Source organism: Myxococcus sp. AM009 (genome assembly GCF_013372605.1).
In the GTDB taxonomy this organism is placed as follows: domain Bacteria; phylum Myxococcota; class Myxococcia; order Myxococcales; family Myxococcaceae; genus Myxococcus; species Myxococcus vastator.
Genome location: NZ_JABXEP010000013.1, coordinates 14893 through 33084, shown reverse-complemented (window position 1 = coordinate 33084; position 18192 = coordinate 14893). Strand labels below are relative to the sequence as shown.

Sequence of the window (18192 nt, the reverse complement as noted above, 5' to 3'; positions counted from 1 at the left end):
TTCATGAAACACCTGGACGACGGCGCGCTGAGCGCCCTTTCCCGCCGAGAGCCCGAGGCCGTGGCGTACTTCGCCGGACACCTGGCGCACCCGTGCGAGACGTGCGAGGCGTTCCTCGCCACGCACCCGGGCCCGGGCCTGCTCGACGGGCATGTGGACGCGCTGCTGCTGGGGCTCGCGCCGCCCGGCGCGTCCGCCCCGCCCCTGGATGAAGTGGGCCTGGCGCGCGTGCGCCGCGCGCTGCGAGCGCATCGGCCCGCGGCCGGGCGCTGGGGCATGGTCGCAGGAGGGCTCGCCGCGTGCCTGCTGGCGGTGGTGTTGCTGCCCCGCATGCGGGCGGAGGCCCCCTCCAGCCAGGGAGGCACCGCGGCGGAATGGACGGGTGAGAAGGGGCGCCTGGCGCGCATCGCCCTGGAGCTGTCGGTGGTGGCACGCGACAGCGAGGGAGGCTTGCGGCGCCTGGACCCGGGCAGCCCGGTGAAGGATTCGGAGGTGTTGCTCCTGCGCTACCACGCCACCGAGGCGGGCACCGCCCTGCTCTTCGAGCAACGGCAGGGCGAGGCGCCGGCGCTGCTGGGCCGCTTCCCCCTGGTCGCGGGCACGCATGACCTGCAGGGGCCGCAGGGGCTCGCGGGCGTGAGCCTCGCGGGCGAGACCGGCCCGGTGACGCTGTGGCTGGTGGGCTCCGCCGGTTCGCCACCCGAGGCCGCGGCGGTCGGTGAAATGTTGGAGGGACGAAGGGGGGCGGGCTCCCAGGACCCGCTGGCCATCATCCGGTTCGACGTGAGCGTGAGAAGCAGCCAGAATCGTCCCTGAACGGTTCCACGTGAGGCGCCTCCTTCCCATCCTGCTGGCCTGTCTGGCCGCGTGCGCGACGCCCTCCTCCTCCGGAGAGAAGGGCGGGCTGGTGCCGCTGAAGCTCGATGAAGCGTCGCTGTCCAGCGCCTACAAGCCACGCCGGATGGCCCTGCTGGTGGGCATCGCCTCGTTCGACGATCCGCGCTGGAAGGGGCTGCGCTACACCGGCAAGGACGCTCGTGATCTCGGCGCCGCGCTGGAGGACCCCGCGCGCGGCGGGTTCGACCAGGTGCGCGTGCTCACCCGCCGCGAGGAGACGACCCGCGAGGCCATCCTCGGGGCGCTGCGGCAGCTCAAGAAGGAGGCGAACCGGCCCGACGACGTGGTGGTCGTCTACTTCTCCGCGCACGGAACGCTGGCGCGCGACGCGAAGGGCGAGCTGCGCCGCTACCTGGTCACCCGCGACGCGGCCTACCGGGACATTCCCCAGACGGCGCTGAGCATGGACGCGCTGAAGGCGGAGTTCGACGGGCTGGCCAGCCGGCGCCGCATGCTGGTGCTGGCCACCTGCCACAGCGGCAGCGGCAAGTCGTTGCTGCCCAAGGAACTGAAGGCGGAGCTGGAGGGCATCAAGTCCAGCTTCTACGCCCGGCCGCTGGAGGAGTCGTCGCGCGCGTCCATGGTGTTCGCCGCCTGCGACTGGGGCGAGACGGCGCGCGAGGACGAGAGCCTGCGCAACGACATCTACACCCACTTCCTCATCGACGGCTTGAGCGGCGCGGCGGACCGCAATGGTGACGGCGCCGTCACGGCCACCGAGGCGCATGACCATGCACGCCGCCGCACCTTCGCCTTCACCGAGGGGCGGCAGCGGCCGTCGGCGGAAATCCTGGAGGTGGGCGCGGACCCCGTGGTGCTCTCCGGCAGCATCACCCGGACGGGCCGCCCCGAGCTGTTCTCCTACAACCCGCGCCTGGATGGCTTCACGCTCAAGGTGGACGGCGAGGCGCGGACGGACCTGCCCGGCGGCGCGGCGGTGACGCCCGGCAAGCGGACGGTGGAGCTGACCAAGGGCGACGCTGTCCTCATGCGCCGTGACGTGGAGGTGGGCCAGGGGGACCGTCTGCCCCTGGAGCGCCTGCTGGCGGAGGCCTTCCCGCGGCGCTCGCTGTCGCTGCTGGGCGGCGTGTTCAGCTTCGCGGATGCCCGCAGCCGCACCGAGCTGCTGCCCATGTCCCCCGAAGTCGCCCTGTCACTGCGGCTGGAGGACCGGCCGCTCCAGGATTTCGGACTGCTCTTCGACGTGGCCTTCAGCACCGGCAACCGGGCCCTGCGGCTGACGCCGGGTAGCGAAGTGCCCTTCCGCTACACCACCGTCTCCGCGGGCGCGGCCCTCCCCTACCTGTGGCGCTGGGAGCGGCTGACGTTGTTCGCGGGGCCGCGTGTGGCCGGCCTGTACCTCAGGCGGTCCTTTGACGTAGAGGCTGCCGCCAACGGGCAGCGGTTCTTCACCGTCAGCCCCGGCGTGGTGGGCGGCATCGTATGGCGGGTGGGTGAGCGGCTGGAGCTGATGTCACAGGCCCAGTTCATGCTGACGTATGTCGTTGTGGATGGGCAGGGGCAGGCCGTGGGTTTCACGGGTGGCTGGGCCGGCGCGGGATATCGTTTTTGATGCGCTCAACATTTCACATCGCTGTGGCCGCGCTCGTGGCCTGCTGCGCCGCGGGCTGCGGCAACCTGGAGAACGCGCCCTTCCGGGTGGGCACCGTGCACGGGCAGCTCACGGAGAGCGACCCGTCGGTGGCCATGGTGTCGCTGGTGGCCCAGCCGGGAGTGAGCAGCCACGTCGACGCGGACGGGCGCTTCACCCTGGAGGACGTCCCCACGGGGCTGGCGGAGCTCTTCATCGTCGCCACGGCCGAAAAGGCCGCCCGCGTCCAGGTGCAGGTGCTGGGAGGCCAGTCCGTCCAGGTGCAGCCGGTGGCGCCCACGCCCGCGGGCTTCCTCGACCTGCGCGTGAGGGCGACCAACGGCTTCCGGCTGTCTGCGGCGGAGGTGTCCGTGGCGGGCACGCCCTTCCAGCGGCTGCTGCTGGACGCGCAGGGGCGGCTGCGCGTGGGGCCGCTTCCGGACGGCTGCTACTCGGTGACGGTGACGGCCCTGGGCTTTGCGGCCACCCAGGTCGAGGACTGCGCGGGCCCTGGCGAGAAGAAGCAGCTCAACGTCGACCTGGAGGTGGACGAGTCGCTCCTCGAGCAGGGCTGCCAGGAGATTGGCTGTGTGGAAGGCCTGGTGTGCGCGCCGAACAAGAAGTGCCTGGAGTGCTTCGGCAACTCGCACTGCGGCGCGGGCCTGACGTGCAGGGGCAACCGCTGCGAGGGCCCCGGCCCACTGTGCGCGCCCTGCACGGGCGACTGGCAATGCGCCGCGGGGACGCAATGCGAGGTGCTGCCCGAAGCAAGCGCCGCGTGCGTGGCCCTGTGTGGCGGCGACGATGATGACGACTGCCCCCCCACGCCCCAGGCCCTGCCGGCCGACGATTGCTCGGCGCGATGCGCGCCGGGCTTCACCTGCCAGTCCGGACGGTGCCTGCCGGATGCCGCGAACTTCGCGGGCTGCCATGCCCTGCGGCGGCTGGACGCGCCCTGCACCGACGACGCGAGCTGCCACGAGTTGGGGCTGCCCGGAGGGCGCTGCGTCAGCGGAGCCTGCACGGTGCCCTGCGCGACGGACCGCGACTGCCCGGGCAGCCGGCGGTGCGTGGCTTCATCGGAGGGCCCCGTCTGCCAGCCCGGAACGTGACACCGTGGCGCGCCAGGGACCGCGCTACGTGGGCACGGCGCCAGGCCTGGTGACGTCCCCCTGGCACTGAGCGCCCGGACAGCGCGGGCCCTTCAATCCCCGCCCCCCTCAGCCGGGAGGAGCACCAGGCCGTCGCGGCCGAAGCGCGTCACCGTTGCTCGCAGGTCGGCTTCCGCCGTGCCCGTGGCCGCCACCACGTCCGACAAGGCCAGCCCTTCCACCGCCATCTTCAGCACCAGCAGCGCCGGTGGCGTGGCGGCCATGTAGAGCGTCTTCAACTGCTCCGGGTGGCGCCACAGCAGCGCCAGCTCCGCGCCCGCCTCCGGTGACACCGCGGCGCCTCGAGCCCGCACGTACGCACACACGTGGAAGTCGTGCTCCAGCACCACCAGGGTGGGGTTGGCCGTCAGCCGCTCCACGCGCTCGGGAACAGGCTCCAGGGACGCGAACACCGCGAAGTCGGTCCACTCGAAGCGGGCCAGTGCGGGCACGAAGGGCGCCAATCCTCGCGAGGCCGCCGCGTCCGCGAGGAACTCGGGGAAGCCCTCACACAGGTGGTTGAGCTCATGGTGCCGCGCGGGCCGCGTCCGCGTGAAGGCCACCACCAGTCCGTCCCAGGCGTCCTGCCCCAGGGCCTGGCGCGTCAGCGGGAACACCTTGTCCAGCGCGGAGCGCACGTGGCCGCGCACGAAGCCGCCGTAGAGCGACACCCGCTCACGCGGCGCCTCCCACCCCGGGTGCCTCGCGTACAGCGCGGCCAGGGCCTCCGGGCCGGGCTCGGCGAGGTAGGCCCCCATGCTGTCGAAGAAGTCGCGCAGGGACGGCTTCATCGTCCGGCGACCTCTCGCAGCGCCGACCGCGCCACGTCCGCCTCGTCCAACACCGCGTCCAGGGAGGGAATGTCCTGGTCCCACTCGATGAGCGTCGCCACGGGGCCGGTGCGCGCCAGCACGTAGCGGTAGAGCGACCACACGTCGTCGCAGACGCGGTCGCCATGCGTGTCGACGATGACGTCCGGGTAGCACGTGTGGCCGGCCAGGTGAATCTGCACCACGCGCTCCAGCGGCAGGGCGTCCACGAAGGCCCGCGCGTCGTAGCCATGGTTGCGCGCGTTGACGTAGACGTTGTTCACGTCCAGCAGCAGCCCACAGTCCGCCTGCTCCACGACGTGGCGGAGGAAGTCCGCTTCGCGCAGCGTGCCGCCGGGCATCCGCGCGTAGTAGCTCGGGTTCTCCAGCAGGAAGGGACGGCCCACCCGGTCCATCACCTCGCGCACGCGGGGCACCACGTGGTCGACGGCGGCCTCGCTGAACGGCAGCGGCAGCAAGTCGTGCAGGTACACGCCGTCCAGCCGCGAAAAGCAGAGGTGGTCGGAGAAGAAGGGCGCCTCCACCCGCGCCACCAGCGCCGCCAGTCCCCGGACGTAGTCGTCGTCCAGCGCGTCCGGACCGCCGATGTTCAACCCCACGCCGTGGGGCAACACGGGCCACCGCTCCGCGCATGCGTCCAGCGCGCGCTGCGAGCGCCCACCCAGCGACAGGAAGTTCTCCGGGATGAGCTCCACCCAGTCGAGCGTCCGTCCGATGCGCGGCAGCTCCGCATAGAAGCTCCTGCGCAGCCCGATGCCCGCGCCCAGCGGCCTCAGCCCATGTCGCTGTGCGTACGTCACCACGGCGGAAGCCCTCTCGAGGCGTGGGAAACAACCCGGGCGGCGGTGGAGCTGCTCAGCCGCCCGGCGACGAGGGCCCGGGTTTCACCAGGCCCCCTGGGACTGCGGTCCGGCGGAACTACTCCTTCTTCTCGCCGCCGCAGGAGCCAGCGCCGCACGAGCCGGCGCCACAGCTACCCTCGGCGCCCTTCTCCTCGGTCGCGGCCGGAGCGGCCTCCTGCGCCTCCGTGGCACCGCTGCTCTCCGCGCCGGTCTCCTCGGCGGTGGCGGGCTCCATCTCCGCCGACTTCTTGGTCGCACAACCCGTGGCCAGCGCGGCCAGGGACAGGGTGCCGACAACCGCTGCAAGCGCCTTGACGTTCATGACTGAGACTTCCTTTCGGTACTGCGTGGGGGGTGCTGTGTGGAGGTCGCGGGTGCATTCAGGGTGTTTCGCCGTGGCTGCGCCGACCGACCACCGAATCACGCAACAGACTGTCTCGGGCGGGTACCAGCGAGACGCCGTTGGGTCCTTCCTGGACACCCAGCGCTTCTAGCAGACCGGCCTGCTCCGCAAAAGCGGGCCGCGGCAAGTGCCGCTCCAGCAGAGCATTGAACAGCGGCTGTCCCGCGACGGCATCCACCGCGGCACCAAAAGCCCCGAAGGTCGAGGAACTGCCGCGCGCCGCGAGCAACTCCAGCACGTCATCCAGCCCTTGCGTGTTTCCAGTGATACGGCGCAATTCCACATCCAGATGCAACGCGAAGAGCGCTCCCGTCCAATAGACAGCGAGTGAGAAGCGATCTTGAGACACGGCCTCCCGCATGGTTCGCGTGTCATTGCCCTCGCGCCCCCGAGCGAAGCCGCCCAGCAGTTCCTCCCAGGCGCGCCGCGAGTCCTGCCGTCCGGAGCGCGCACGCGCGACCTCCGTGTAGTAGGTGGCCAGTCCCTCCGACAGCCAGGACACGCGGGGCACGAAGACAGGATGGGTCAGGTGCAGCATCTCGTGGACGGCCACCCAGTCCCGCGCGAAGTCCTCCGGCCGCGCCTCCTGTCCCACGCTGATGGAGATGCTGGGCGGCGAGCTCCAGCGCACCATGCCGAAGACGCTGGGCCCCCGGTGCCCGGGCGCGGGGATGACCCGCACGGTGATGCGGGGATGCGGGAAGGCGCGCCGCACGGTGCGGACCTCCTCGGCGGCCTTGCCCAGCCAGGTGCAGACCGCCTCGTCGCGCAGGTGCGTGAAGTGCCCCAGGATGGCCACGTCCAGCACCGCGTCCGGCAGGCGCACCTGGCACCGGCGGCCTCCGAAGCCGTGGAAGCCCGAGTCCACCAGGTCCTCGCCGCGCAGCCGGTACACGCCATTTTCTCCCGGCTGCCACGGCAGCAATGCGTCGGTGCCCACCAGCGACAGCTCCACGCGCAGCCCCGGCTTCACCACCCGCGGCCGGATGAGGTACACGCGGCCCGCGACGTGCCGCGCATCGCCGTCCCCGGAGCCCTGGAAGAAGTCGGGGCCGCGCTCGCGAAGGGAGGCGTCCAGCGCGTAGCGGTAGCGCAAGAAGCGCGTCCCCCGCGGCAGCAGGACGCGGCCCTCCTGGACGGGCAACCGCTGGACGCCACCATCCTCCCGGTGCGCGGACACGGTCGTCACGGCGCCCGGCTGGCTGAAGAGGAACTCGCGCGGCGTGCCCCGCACCAGCACCACCTCCACGTCCACCGCGTGCTCGGGCTCACGCACGTAGGTGAGGTTGTAGCGCAGCGCCGCCGCATCCGCCCCAGGGTGGGGGCGCAGCGGCGCCTGACACGACAGCAGCGACAGACCAAGCAGGATGACGGCGGCGATTCGGGCCCGCATGCGCGGCGGCGCCCTCCTCCCCCTTCGCGGCCATCCATGCCCACCATCCATACGCGGCGAAGGTTCGCCTATCACGCGCCGGAGGTGAATCGTTCCCCGGCAGCAGGCGCCCCGCTCCGCCCCCCACCGTCGATCTGAAACCGAGCCCCGGGCGCTCCTTGTAAATCGGCGCTTCTTCCTTTGCCGAAACGTGACCCGAGCCCTGCCGCAACGCATCAGTAAATGCTTGACAAGGCGCTGCGGAGGAGGCGGCGGCAGGCTCCCCGCACGCCTCGGAGTTCAGCAATTTCAATAGGTTGAGCACACCAAAAGCCCCAGCTCCGACCGCAGTCCAGCCGGGCCGTCGCCAGGCCGACAGGGGACCTCCCGGATGAAAACGATCATTGCAAATCGGTAAATCGATTTGCAGAGTGGGTAAAGAGCCCGAGGCGCGCGCGGCCATTCGCGATCGCCTGGGGCATCAACGCATCCGGCCATGAACGACAACGCACTGAACGCCAACGTGGGCCTGAAGCTTCGGGGACTGCGCCTTGCACGGAACATCAAGCAGGCGGACGCAGCCAAGGACCTGGGCGTTTCCCCGGCGTACCTGAACCTCATCGAGAAGGGCAAGCGGGTGATGCCCTTCCCCCTGCTCTGGAAGGCCCTGCGCTACTTCGACCAGGACCCCGAGCAGTTCATGTCCACGCTGGGCGAAGGCCGCGTGGACGAAGCGCTCGCGAAGCTGCTGGACGAGCCGCTCCTCAAGAGCCTCGACATCGACCCGGAGTCGCTCCAGTCCCTCTCCGCGGAGCCGAAGCTCGCGGGCACGGTGGCGGCGCTCTTCAACCTCTACAAGAACACCCGCACGCAGTTGGAGAACGTGCTGGCGCAGCTCAACGTCGAGGAGCGCACGCGCGCCCAGGGCGGACTGGGCAACGGCGCCTCGCCCGGCGTGCGCTTCGACTACTCGCCCTTCGACGAGGTCAGCGACTTCCTGGAGAAGCACCGCAACTACTTCCCGGAGCTGGAGGAGCAGGCGGACGCGCTGCGCCGCGACGTGCGCCTGGAGCGGCAGCTCACCAGCGGCCAGCTCATCCGGCTGCTGGAGGAGCGCTTCGGCTACCGCGTCCTCTTCGACGACCCGTCCCCGTCCGGCTCGTCCGTGGTGCGGCGGTTGGACCCGGAGGAGCGGACGCTGACGCTGTCGCCCTTCCTCACCGAACAGCCGCTGAAGTTCCAGATTGCCGCGTCCATTGGCCTGCTGGTGATGGACCGCGAGAAGCTGATGGAGCGCGTGCTGGACGCGGGCCGCATGCGCCACGGGGAGACGCAGCGGCTCATCAAGGTGAACCTGGCCAACTACTTCGCCGGCGCGCTGATGCTGCCCTACGGGGACTTCTTCAAGGAGGTGCAGCGCACGCGCTACGACGTGGAGCTCCTGTCCAGCATCTTCGGCTCCACCTACGAGACGGTGGCCCACCGCCTGTGCAACCTGTCGGACCCGAAGCGGCCCGGGATTCCGTTCCACTTCCTGCGCGCGGACATCGCCGGCAACATCTCCAAGCGCTACAGCGGCACCGGCATCCGCTTCGCCAGCGGCGGCGGAAGCTGCGCCAAGTGGGCCGTGCACCTGGCGTTCCTCAACCCGTCCCAGCTGACGCGGCAGTACTCCATCATGCCGGACGGCACCGCCTACTTCTGCTTCGCCAAGGTGCAGCTCCAGCCGATCGAGGGCTCCATCGTCAAGGGCACCGCGTACTCCATTGGCCTGGGCACCCACGCGGAGAACGCCAAGTACCTGGCCTACGGCCTGCCCACGACGGACCTGCGCAAGGACGCCATTCCGTCCGGCATCTCCTGCCGCTTCTGCGAGCGCACCGACTGCAACCAGCGCGCGGCGGCCAGCTACCGCTTCGCCTTCGCCTTCGACGAGTACACGAAGAAGGACTGCTTCTTCTCCCCCATCCTCGTCCACGAGAAGGCCGAAAAGGCGGAGAAGGACCGGCACCCGGGCGCCCAGTCCCTGGCCGTGGCCGCCAACGGGACTGACGGGAGCGAGAAGGACGATTCGTTGGACAAGACCTCCCGCCGCCGCAAGGGTGGCGACGCCTGAGGCCCCAAATGCACCACCCGCCCGAAGACACCCAACGCACCCACATCCTCGACGCCATCCAGAAGCAGAAGAACGCGCTGGCGCCGCTGCGCATCACCGGCTCGCCCACCGAGGTGGGCCAGGGCCTGGTGACCCTGGCCGAGCTGCACGGCCTGCTGGAGGACCACGCCGCCAGCCGGCAGCTCTACGAAGAGGCGCTCGAGAAGTTCCTGGAGGCGAAGTACAAGCCCGGCCAGGCGCAGGCCCTGATGGGGCTGGGCGTGGTGAAGGCGAACTTCGAGGACCACCGGGGCGCCATCGAGCAGATTGCCCGCGCCGCCATGCTCTTCAACGAGTCCAAGGACCGCGAGGGCGAGGCCCTGGCCCGCGCCTGCATCGGTGAGTCCCTGCGCTCGCTGGGCCAGCCGGAGGCCGCCGAGGAGAAGTACCAGGAGGCGCTCATCCTCCTGCGCCAGACGCGCAACACGGAGCGGGTGGCGCGGCTGCTCATCGACATTGGCGACATCCGCATGGAGAAGGGCGAGTACGAGCCCGCCCGCAAGCGCTTCCTGGAGGCCGTGCCGCTGCTGGAGCAGGGAGAGGACCCGGAGGCGCTCGCGCTGGGCCACCTGCTGCTGGGCGAGTCCGAGGGACTGCTCGGCAACCACGAGGGCGCGCGCCCGCACCTGCTCCGCGCGGTGGAGCTGTACCAGGAGCTGCACGACCACGCGTACGAGGCCCGCGCCCGCTGGGACCTGGGCCTGTCCTGCTACTACCAGCAGGACTTCGCGGCGGCCCGCAAGCAGTTCGAGACGCTGCTTCCGCTCTACCAGGAGCTGGGGCAGCCGGGCGACGTGGCCAAGGTCCAGAACATCCTGGCCCACTTCACCGCGCGCGGCGTGTGAGCGCTCTTCCCTGACACCGGGGAGAGCGCCGTCACACGCGCGCTCCTCTAGGCTTGGATGCCGGCGCCCACGGCGACCGCGAGCAGCCCCAGCACGCCCGCGGCCATCGCCATGTAGCGCCACTCACCCCGCAGGCCCAGCAGCGTGCCCGCTACCGCGAGCCGCGCCACGGGCGTCACCAACAGCAGGGACGCGGCGCCCTTTCGCAATAAGTCGATGGCGACATGCACGCGCTCGGATTGGGGCATGACCTCCAGCCCCAGCGACACGACGAACATCCCGCCGCTGACCACCGCGCCGACGCGCAGCACCCGCGCAATCCACCGGTCGCCCACCACCGCGCGCTCACGGTGATGATGTTGCACCTGCTCCGCCGCCTCCGCGTCCGGTTGCGTCAGCGACGCGGCCCCTCCCGTGACTGCCACGTTGTGCGAAACGGCGGGATGCTCCGCCGCCACCGCCGACGCGGAAGCGCGTGCCGCTCGCGCCTCCTCGGGTTCACTCACTTCAGGATGCTCGGCCACAATCCCTCCCCTCCCTTCCACAGCATCTGTCCCGCGACCACCAGCAACACCACCGCGAACAAACGCTTGAGCACCGCCGTGGGCACCCTCGGCATCAGCCGACTGCCCACATATGCGCCTCCCAGGACACCCACCACCAGCGGCGACACCAGCGCCAGTTTCAGATGCCCCCTCAACGCGTACGCGGCAACGCTCGCGGCGCCGGTGACGCCAATCATCAGGTTGCTCGTCGCGCTGGCCACCTTGAACGGCACGTGCATGCCGTACGCCATCAACGGCACCTTGAGCGGCCCTCCGCCCACCCCCAACAGCGAGGACAGGCCACCGGCCACGAAGGAGCCGGAGATGCCCAGCGGGTAGTTGGTGGGCGCGTAGTCGTCCAGCGCGGCGGGCTCCTGGTGCGGCGAGCGCAGCAGCAACATCTGCAGCGCCACGTAGAGCGTGAAGAGCCCGAACACCACCGCCACCATCGCCGGCGCCACCATGGCCGCCACCAGGCCGCCAGCGATGGCGCCCATCACCGTGGCCAGCTCCAGCGACAGCCCCAGGCGGATGTCACTCAGGTGCTTGTGCACATAGCCCGCGGCGGCGGAGCACGAGCTGGCCACCACGCACATGAGGCTCGCGGGGATGGCCTGCTCCAGCGGAATGTCGAACCCCAGCACCAGCGCGGGCACCAGGACGATTCCGCCTCCGATGCCGAGCATCGCACCCAAGGTACCCGCGAGCGCGCCCACCGCGATGAGGAGTAGGACCGTCATTCCTCTTCGAGGATAGGAGCGGCCTCGCGCTTCGGACAGCGCCATTCCCCGGGAGCGCATGGCTCGCCAGGACGCCTGCTCCGCGGGTGTCACGCCGCCCGTGCGCCCAGCGTCCCTTCGGGGAAGGCCTCCAGGAAGCGGGCGCGCGTACGGGGCGTGAAGGTGCCCCTCGCCATGTAGCCGTGCAACCGACGCAGCACGCCACGCGCCGTCTCCAGCGCGCCTTCCACCTCCGCGGCGAAGTCGAAGGTGTCGTTGCGGTACAGCTCCTGGAACGACAGCCGCGCATAGGCCGGCAACGCGCGCGCCCGGCCCATGGGGCTTGAGAGGAAGAGACCTGAGACGTACAGGCCGCGCACCCAGCCATCCACCTCCGACTTGCCAGGCGCCTGGCCCACACGCTCCTGTGAGGACAAACGAACCAGCTCATAGAGCCCGCCGCCAATGCCCCGCCACGGGAAGCCCGGGCTCTTCACCACCTGACACTTCTCCCGCAGCCGCGGCGTGCCCAGCAGCTCCATGCCGTGCAGCTCACGCAGGTAGAAGAGCGTCTGCGCCCATTCGATGTCGCGGTGCGCCTCCAGGGCGCGCTCACCCCGGCGACGATGTCGCACCACCAGCCTGTCCACCACCGGATACAGCCGACGGTCCACGCACAGGTGCGTGAAGTAGCCCGCGAGCACCGCGAGGCCCGGCTCGGTGCCCACCAGCGCGCCGGAGGCCACCAGCTCCGCCATCTTCAGCCCGAAGCCCACGGGAGCGCGCTCGTGGTACAGCCGCGCGAAGTGCGGCAGCTCCCGTTCGGGCAGGAAGGCGGCGAGCCCGCCGCGGAGGCCTTGGCACAACGGGAGGTCTGGCAGCGCCGCGCCGAAGCGCGCGTACGGCAGGTCCTCTGACAACGCACGCACCCAATCCGCCGGCAGCTCACCCGGGTTGGCGGCCATCCGTTCAATGGCGGTCAGATGCATCAGCAGCGTGGGCATTCCCCACACTGCTACCCAGTGCAACGAAGCAATGCAATGCTCGAATGAAATCCAACGCTTTGCGTGTAACAAGGCGGGCGTTACAGTCCGCGCCCTTTGCAAAAGCCCCAGCCTTTCCACCGTTCAGGAGTTTCACGGCCCATGAACTTCAGCTTCGTCTCCGGCGATGCCACGCGGACGAGCGGCGACCTGCTCGTCATTCCCCTCTTCGAGGGTGAGCTGGGAGACAGCGCCCCGTCCTCCCTCTCCTCGGCGGATGGCGCCCTGGAGGGGCGCCTGCGCGGCGCCGCCACCCAGGAGGGCTTCAAGGCACGCGCGGACCAGAGCCTGGTGATGCACACCCTGGGGCGCACGTCGTCCGAGCGCGTGCTGCTGCTGGGCCTGGGCAACCGCGCCCGCTTCCATCCGGAGGTGCTGCGGCTGGCCGCCGGCCGCGCCGCGAAGACGGCGCAGCGGCTCAAGGTCACCTCGGTGGCGTTCGCCCTGCCGGCCACCGAGTCCGCGCAGGACGCGGTGCGCGCCGTGGTGGAAGGCGTGGCGCTGGGCGTCTACCGCTTCGACAAGTACAAGTCCTCCGCGCGCGAAGAGAAGAAGGGCGCCGCGAAGCTGGGCAAGGTGTCCCTGGTGCTCCCCGAGGGCACGGAGCGCACGCGCGAGCTGGATGACGCGCTGACGCTGGCACAGCGCGTCGCGGAGGCGACCAACTGGGCCCGAGACCTCGTCAACGAGCCGCCCAACGCGGTGACGCCCACGGTGCTGGCGGAGGCCGCGCGTCAGGCCGCGAAGGAAGGCGGGCTGAAGGTCACCATCGGCAACCGCCGCGACATCGAGAAGCTCGACATGGGCATGTTCCTCGGCGTCACCGCGGGGAGCACCGAGGAGCCGCGCCTCATCCACCTGACGTACACGCCCAAGAACGCGCGCGACGCCAAGCAGCCGCCGCTGGCGCTGGTGGGCAAGGCCATCACCTTCGACTCGGGCGGCCTGTCGCTCAAGCCGACGGACGGCATGGTGGACATGAAGACGGACATGGCGGGCTCGGCCGCGGTGCTGGGCGCCATGAAGGTCATCGCCGCGCTCAAGCCGCCCTTCCCCGTGCATGCGTTCATCGGCGCGTGCGAGAACATGCCGGCAGGCAATGCCTACAAGCCGGGTGACATCCTCACCTCGCGCCTGGGCAAGACGGTGGAGGTCACCAACACGGACGCGGAGGGCCGCCTGGTGCTGGGCGACATCCTGACGTGGGCCACCGAGCACCAGCCGGCCGCCATCATCGACCTGGCCACACTCACCGGCGCCTGCGTCGTCGCGCTGGGCAACTACATCGTCGGCGCCTTCGGCGACCACGAGGAGACGGTGGCGCAGGTGCTCCAGGCCGCGCGCGCCGCGGGCGAGGAGATGTGGCGCATGCCCATCAGCGACATGCAGAAGGACGCCCTGCGCTCCGAGGTCGCCGACATGAAGAACTCCGGCGAGCGCTGGGCCGGCGCCATCAACGCCGCCATCTTCCTCCGCGAGTTCGTGGCCGACACGCCGTGGGTGCACCTGGACATCGCCGGCCCGTCCAGCAGCCCCAAGGAGCGCGGCTACCTGAGCAAGGGCGGCACCGGCGTGGGCGTGCGCACCCTGGTGGAGTACGTCCGCCTGCGCGCGCAGGAGCAGGACACCGCGCCCGTTGAAGCGGCGCCCGCGCCCAAGGCCAGCAAGGCCAAGCCGGCCCGGAAGCGCGCGAAGTAGCGCGGCCTCCCCGCCAGAGGGCGTCCCGGAGGAAGGGGCGCCCTCAGCGCTGGGGCACCTTCCACGCCGTCGCCGGCCCCGCCAGCGGGCGGACGCCCTGGATGAGCGCATCCACGCTCTGGGGCACGTCCGCCGCGGCCTGCGCCGGCCAGGTGGCCAGCATCATCAACACGCGCCCGGGGATGCCTTCACGCACGGCCACCTTGCCGTGCACGCCATCCCCCACCTGGAAGTCGAAGCCCACCGCGGTGTCCGACAGCGCGATGGGCGCCGGGTCCGTGGTGGTGAAGCCCGGGTGCTGACGGAGCCCTTCGGTGAGCCGCTCCGCGAACTGCGTGGGCGAGGCCACCGCGGGCGCCACCTGCAACACCACCTGCGCCCCGGAGACGTTGTGGCGGAGGATGACGGGAATGGCGAGCCCCTCCGGCGTGCGCTCGTTCGTCTCGTCCAGCTGCCAGTCCGCCGTGGGCCGGATGATTTCGAAGCCCAAATCTTCGTCCACGTAGCGGCGCGTCGTCGAGCGGCGGTCCTCGCTCGCGGCCTCCACGGACGGGGCGGGCCCGGAGCCGCCGGTGCCCTCGTGTGTCACCGCCTGGCGAGCGCCGCTGCAGGCCGTCGTCAGCGCCAGGAGTCCCCACACCCACTTCCGCATCGCGCCCATGCCCGCTCCCCGCCCCAAACGCCGTGACGGCGAACGTGGACACGGGCGGCCCCCTAGGCCAGCCCTCCCTGGAGCGTGCGGTAGGTGTTGGACAGCCGCTCCGCCACCTCCGCGGGCAGGACGTTGCGCGCTGAAAACAACGCATAGGACACGAAGGCGTCCAGGGCCTCCAACGTGAGGGCCCGGCCCACCGCCTCGCCTCCCGAGGCGAGGTTGGCCCTCAGCCGCGCCACGTCCACGCGCCCGTCCGCCGCCAGCGTCACCCCGGCGTACGCGTCCTCCAGCCCCTGCGGCGGCGCGTCCAGGAAGCCGCGCAGCAGGTCCGTGTCCTCCCCGGCGTCGCCCAGGGCCCGGTGCACCAGGGACAACAGCAGGTTGTAGCGCTCCTCGGCGGACAGCAGCTCCCAGGCCATGCCCTCCACGGCGGGCGCCTGCGTCGGCGGCGGCGCGGGGTGGACGGCCACGTTGCCGCCGCGCACGGCCTCTTCCAGCCAGGTGTAGAAGGCGTGCGGGCCGCCCTCGTAGGACGCGCGCAGGCCGGCCAGCGGCAGCCCGTCCGCCAGCCGGGCGAACAGCCGCTCTTCACCCGGCAGCGGCCCTTCAGGGCCCAGCGTGGCGCGCATGTCATCCGGGAAGCGGCGGCGCAGGCGCGACACCAGCTCCGCCCGCTTGATTCCGGTGAGGACCAGGTCCCGCGTGCGCTCGGGCAGCTTCACCACGTCCGCCATGGGCGCGGGGCCCTCGACGAAGACGAAGCCGCCGTCCTCCAACTCGAAGAGGCTGAGCACCACCTCACGCACCACGTACGTCATGGCGCTGTACAGGTTGGCCTCGGAGACGAGCCCTTCGGACGTGAGCACCTGGCCGATGCGGCGCGACGGCGTCACGCGCGACAGGGCCTGCGTCAGCTGCGCCTGCGTCAGCAGGCCCAGGCGGAGCAGCGCCGCGCCCAGCCGCTCCCAGCGCTCCGTGGAGGTGGCGAACACCACCTGTCCGTCCCGGAAGGACACCGTGCGGCGGCCCGTGGCGTGCTGCACCGCCAGCAGGCCGCTGCGGATGCCAGACAGGACGTGGGCGAAGACCTCCTCCACCGACAGGGTGCGCAGGCTGCCGGCGAGGAAGCCAGCGAAGCCGGGCGGCTCCTGGAGGAGGACCATCCCCTCCGGCCCGTGGAACCAGGCCTGGAGGGGACGGGCGGGGGACAACCCCTGGGCGAGCGGCCGCTCCAGGTCGAGCGATGCCGCATCACCCGCGAGGCGGGGCGTGGCTTTGGGTCGTGTCGCCACTGCCCACCTCTCCGACTGCCGGGGACTACTTCTTCGGCGCGTTCAGCTCCGCGTCGATGATGCTCTTGAACTCCTCGAAGGGCTGCGCGCCGGACAGCATGATGCCGTTGATGAAGAAGGCCGGGGTGCCGGACACGCCCGCCTGCTTGCCCTCGGCCAGGTCCTTCTGGACGATGGCGGCCTTCTCGCCCGAGTCCAGGCAGGCGTTGAACTTCTCCGTGTCCAGCTTCAGGTCGGCGGCGTGCTTCTTCAGCGCGTCCACGCTCAGCGCCTGCTGGTTGGCGAAGAGCTGGTCGTGCATCTCCCAGAACTTGCCCTGGTCCTGCGCGCACAGCGTGGCCTCGGAGGCCTTCGGCGCCTCCTTGTGGAAGTCGAGCGGGAAGTGGCGGAACACGATGCGGACCTTGTCGCCGTACTCCTGCTGCACCTGCGCCAGCGCCGGGTTGGCGCGGCTGCAGAACGGGCACTGGAAGTCGCTGAACTCGACGATGGTGACGGGCGCGCCCTCCGGGCCACCCTTGGCGGCGCCCGTGGCGGCCACCTGCTTGCGGACGACGGGGGCCTTCGGCGGCTCCGGCAGCGTCAGCTTGACGTTGGCGGACTTGCGCAGCTCCTCGAAGAGGGCCTGCGCGCGCTCCTGCTTCGGCTGCTGCGTCAGGAACTCCACGATCTGCGGCTTCATCTGCTCGAAGGTGGAGCCCTCCGGCAGCTGACCGGCGGCGCCGTCGTAGACTTCCTTGATGCGCTCGTCGGTGGGCGCGGGGACCTTGTCGTCAATCTCCGCCTTCAGGTACGCCTCTTGGGTGAGGCCGCGCTTCTTGGCCTCGGCGTCCACGAGCTTCTCCGTCACCATGCCGTCCAGGCCACGCTTCAGGAGCTGCGACTTCTGCTTCTCCAGGTTGGCCAGCGGCTCCTGGAGGCGCTCGTTGAGCTCCTTGTAGGTGATCTTCTGCCCGTCGCCGAACGTCGCGACGACAGTGTCGGGCGCGGGCTCGCCCGCGGCCTGCTGCGCCGCGGGAGCGGTGGCCGGCGCCTTCTCCTTGTTACAGCCGGCGGTGAAGGTGGCCGCCAGGAACGCGGCGAGGATGACGCGGGTGGGACGGTTGAGCATAGCCCGCCCACTTAGCCGAGCCTTCCCGGACCTGCAAGTTAATGACGTCAGGCGACCAGCGGCTCGAAGTCCAGCGCGCCGGCCAGTCCGGAGAAGCCCAATCCCATGCCCTCCAGCTCACGGCGGCGGGCGGGAACGATGTCGTAGCAGCTCGGGTCGGCCATCACCTTGCGCACCAGCTTGTGGTTGAGCGCGTGGCCCGTCTTGTACGCCGTCATGTGGCCGATGACGGGCCGGCCGAACAGCGACACGTCGCCGATGGCGTCCAGAATCTTGTGGCGAACGAACTCGTCCGGGAAGCGCAGCCCGTCCGGGTTGAGGATGGAGACCTCGTCCACGACGATGGCGTTCTCCAGCGAACCGCCCCGGGCCAGGCCCAGCTGCTTCAGCTTCTCCACGTCCCGCAGGAAGCCGAAGGTGCGCGCGCGGGAAATCTCACGCGCGAAGTCCCGGTCGCCGAAGTCCAGGTCGAAGGACTGGCCCTGGATGACGGGGTGCTCGAAGTCGATGGTGCAGCTGATGCGGAAGTGCCGGGCCGGCGTGAGCGAGGCCTGCTTGTCGCCGTCCACCACCGACACCGCCTTGCGGATGACCAGCAGCTCCTTGGGCGCCTCCTGCTCCCGCACGCCCGCGCCCTGGATGAGCGCCGCGAAGGGCGCCGCGCTGCCGTCCATGATGGGGACTTCCGGACCGTCCAGCTCCACCCGGAGGTTGTCGATGCCCATGCCGGCCAGCGCCGCCATCAGGTGCTCCACCGTGCCCACGCGGACCCCGTCACGGCCCAGCGTCGTGGCCAGCGAGGTGTCCACCACGTACTCCGCCAGCGCGGGGATGCTCACCGGGCGGGCGAGGTCCGTGCGCACGAAGACGATGCCATGCCCCGGGGGCGCCGGGCGCAGGGTGAGCGTCACCCGGGCACCCGAGTGGAGTCCCACGCCCTGCAGGGAGGCGATCTTCGAGAGAGTGCGCTGGTTGTAGGAGGACGGTCGCATTGTGGGTGTCGCCTCGTGGCTTCTCGGTGCTGCGGAGCTTCCGCTCCAGTC

Annotated in this window: 17 protein-coding genes; 6 read left to right on the top strand and 11 right to left on the bottom strand. The window is 70.7% G+C overall.

The window, feature by feature from the left end:
• The first annotated feature begins 3 nt into the window (after positions 1-3).
• Genes HV824_RS05475 through HV824_RS05465 form a run of 3 tightly spaced genes read left to right on the top strand, consistent with a single transcriptional unit; the run spans position 4 to position 3600 of the window.
• Positions 4-816, top strand: coding sequence for a hypothetical protein (locus HV824_RS05475; protein WP_176417717.1), 813 nt, complete (start codon positions 4-6; stop codon positions 814-816).
• Positions 817-826: 10 nt separating this feature from the next.
• Positions 827-2470 carry a caspase family protein gene (locus tag HV824_RS05470; RefSeq protein WP_176417716.1) on the top strand — a complete coding sequence of 548 codons (1644 nt, stop codon included), beginning with the start codon at positions 827-829 and terminating at the stop codon, positions 2468-2470.
• Positions 2470-3600: a carboxypeptidase-like regulatory domain-containing protein gene (locus HV824_RS05465; protein ID WP_176422821.1), complete on the top strand. Its 1131-nt coding sequence runs from the start codon at positions 2470-2472 to the stop codon at positions 3598-3600. The genes HV824_RS05470 and HV824_RS05465 overlap by 1 nt, the downstream gene beginning before the upstream one ends.
• A gap of 92 nt (positions 3601-3692) precedes the next feature.
• Here HV824_RS05465 and HV824_RS05460 read toward each other — a convergent pair whose 3' ends face one another.
• The 4 genes from HV824_RS05460 to HV824_RS05445 form a co-directional block, all read right to left on the bottom strand.
• Complete coding sequence (locus HV824_RS05460; RefSeq protein WP_176422820.1) at positions 3693-4430, bottom strand: DUF2063 domain-containing protein; 738 nt, start codon at positions 4428-4430, stop codon at positions 3693-3695.
• Entirely contained in the window at positions 4427-5272 is an 846-nt protein-coding gene (locus tag HV824_RS05455; protein WP_176417713.1) for a DUF692 domain-containing protein, read from the bottom strand. The genes HV824_RS05460 and HV824_RS05455 overlap by 4 nt, the downstream gene beginning before the upstream one ends.
• 115 nt (positions 5273-5387) lie before the next feature.
• Complete coding sequence (locus tag HV824_RS05450; protein ID WP_176417712.1) at positions 5388-5633, bottom strand: hypothetical protein; 246 nt, start codon at positions 5631-5633, stop codon at positions 5388-5390.
• 58 nt (positions 5634-5691) lie between these two features.
• The gene (locus HV824_RS05445; protein WP_255207781.1) at positions 5692-7107 is read right to left on the bottom strand and encodes a hypothetical protein; all 1416 of its coding nucleotides are present in this window, start codon (positions 7105-7107) and stop codon (positions 5692-5694) included.
• 475 nt (positions 7108-7582) lie between these two features.
• Between HV824_RS05445 and HV824_RS05440 the strand changes: the two genes are divergently transcribed.
• Positions 7583-9202, top strand: a complete 1620-nt coding sequence (locus HV824_RS05440; RefSeq protein ID WP_176417710.1) for a short-chain fatty acyl-CoA regulator family protein — start codon at positions 7583-7585, stop codon at positions 9200-9202.
• A gap of 8 nt (positions 9203-9210) precedes the next feature.
• Complete coding sequence (locus HV824_RS05435; RefSeq protein WP_176417709.1) at positions 9211-10086, top strand: tetratricopeptide repeat protein; 876 nt, start codon at positions 9211-9213, stop codon at positions 10084-10086.
• Between the two features lie 47 nt (positions 10087-10133).
• On the opposite strand, the gene HV824_RS05430 is transcribed toward HV824_RS05435, so the two are convergent.
• The 3 genes from HV824_RS05430 to HV824_RS05420 all read right to left on the bottom strand — a co-directional run bounded on the left by HV824_RS05430 (position 10134) and on the right by HV824_RS05420 (position 12354).
• Positions 10134-10592: a hypothetical protein gene (locus tag HV824_RS05430; RefSeq protein WP_176417708.1), complete on the bottom strand. Its 459-nt coding sequence runs from the start codon at positions 10590-10592 to the stop codon at positions 10134-10136.
• A complete protein-coding gene (locus HV824_RS05425; protein WP_176417707.1) occupies positions 10589-11371 on the bottom strand; it encodes a sulfite exporter TauE/SafE family protein in 783 nt (260 codons plus the stop codon). Before HV824_RS05425 ends, HV824_RS05430 begins: the two co-directional genes overlap by 4 nt.
• 89 nt (positions 11372-11460) lie before the next feature.
• Positions 11461-12354, bottom strand: coding sequence for a zinc dependent phospholipase C family protein (locus HV824_RS05420; RefSeq protein WP_176417706.1), 894 nt, complete (start codon positions 12352-12354; stop codon positions 11461-11463).
• 141 nt (positions 12355-12495) lie between these two features.
• Here HV824_RS05420 and HV824_RS05415 point away from each other — a divergent pair, with 141 nt between their 5' ends.
• Positions 12496-14091 (top strand): leucyl aminopeptidase, encoded by a 1596-nt coding sequence (locus HV824_RS05415; protein WP_176417705.1) that lies wholly within the window; start codon positions 12496-12498, stop codon positions 14089-14091.
• 43 nt (positions 14092-14134) lie between these two features.
• On the opposite strand, the gene HV824_RS05410 is transcribed toward HV824_RS05415, so the two are convergent.
• Genes HV824_RS05410 through lpxC form a run of 4 tightly spaced genes read right to left on the bottom strand, consistent with a single transcriptional unit; the run spans position 14135 to position 18141 of the window.
• Positions 14135-14752 carry a hypothetical protein gene (locus HV824_RS05410; RefSeq protein ID WP_176417704.1) on the bottom strand — a complete coding sequence of 206 codons (618 nt, stop codon included), beginning with the start codon at positions 14750-14752 and terminating at the stop codon, positions 14135-14137.
• Between the two features lie 53 nt (positions 14753-14805).
• On the bottom strand, positions 14806-16038 hold the full coding sequence (locus tag HV824_RS05405) for a DUF4388 domain-containing protein (RefSeq protein WP_176422819.1): 1233 nt from the start codon (positions 16036-16038) through the stop codon (positions 14806-14808).
• Positions 16039-16063: 25 nt separating this feature from the next.
• Positions 16064-17149 (bottom strand): thioredoxin domain-containing protein, encoded by a 1086-nt coding sequence (locus HV824_RS05400; protein ID WP_176417702.1) that lies wholly within the window; start codon positions 17147-17149, stop codon positions 16064-16066.
• Positions 17150-17196: 47 nt separating this feature from the next.
• A complete protein-coding gene (gene lpxC, locus HV824_RS05395; protein ID WP_176417701.1) occupies positions 17197-18141 on the bottom strand; it encodes a UDP-3-O-acyl-N-acetylglucosamine deacetylase in 945 nt (314 codons plus the stop codon).
• Positions 18142-18192 lie beyond the last annotated feature (51 nt).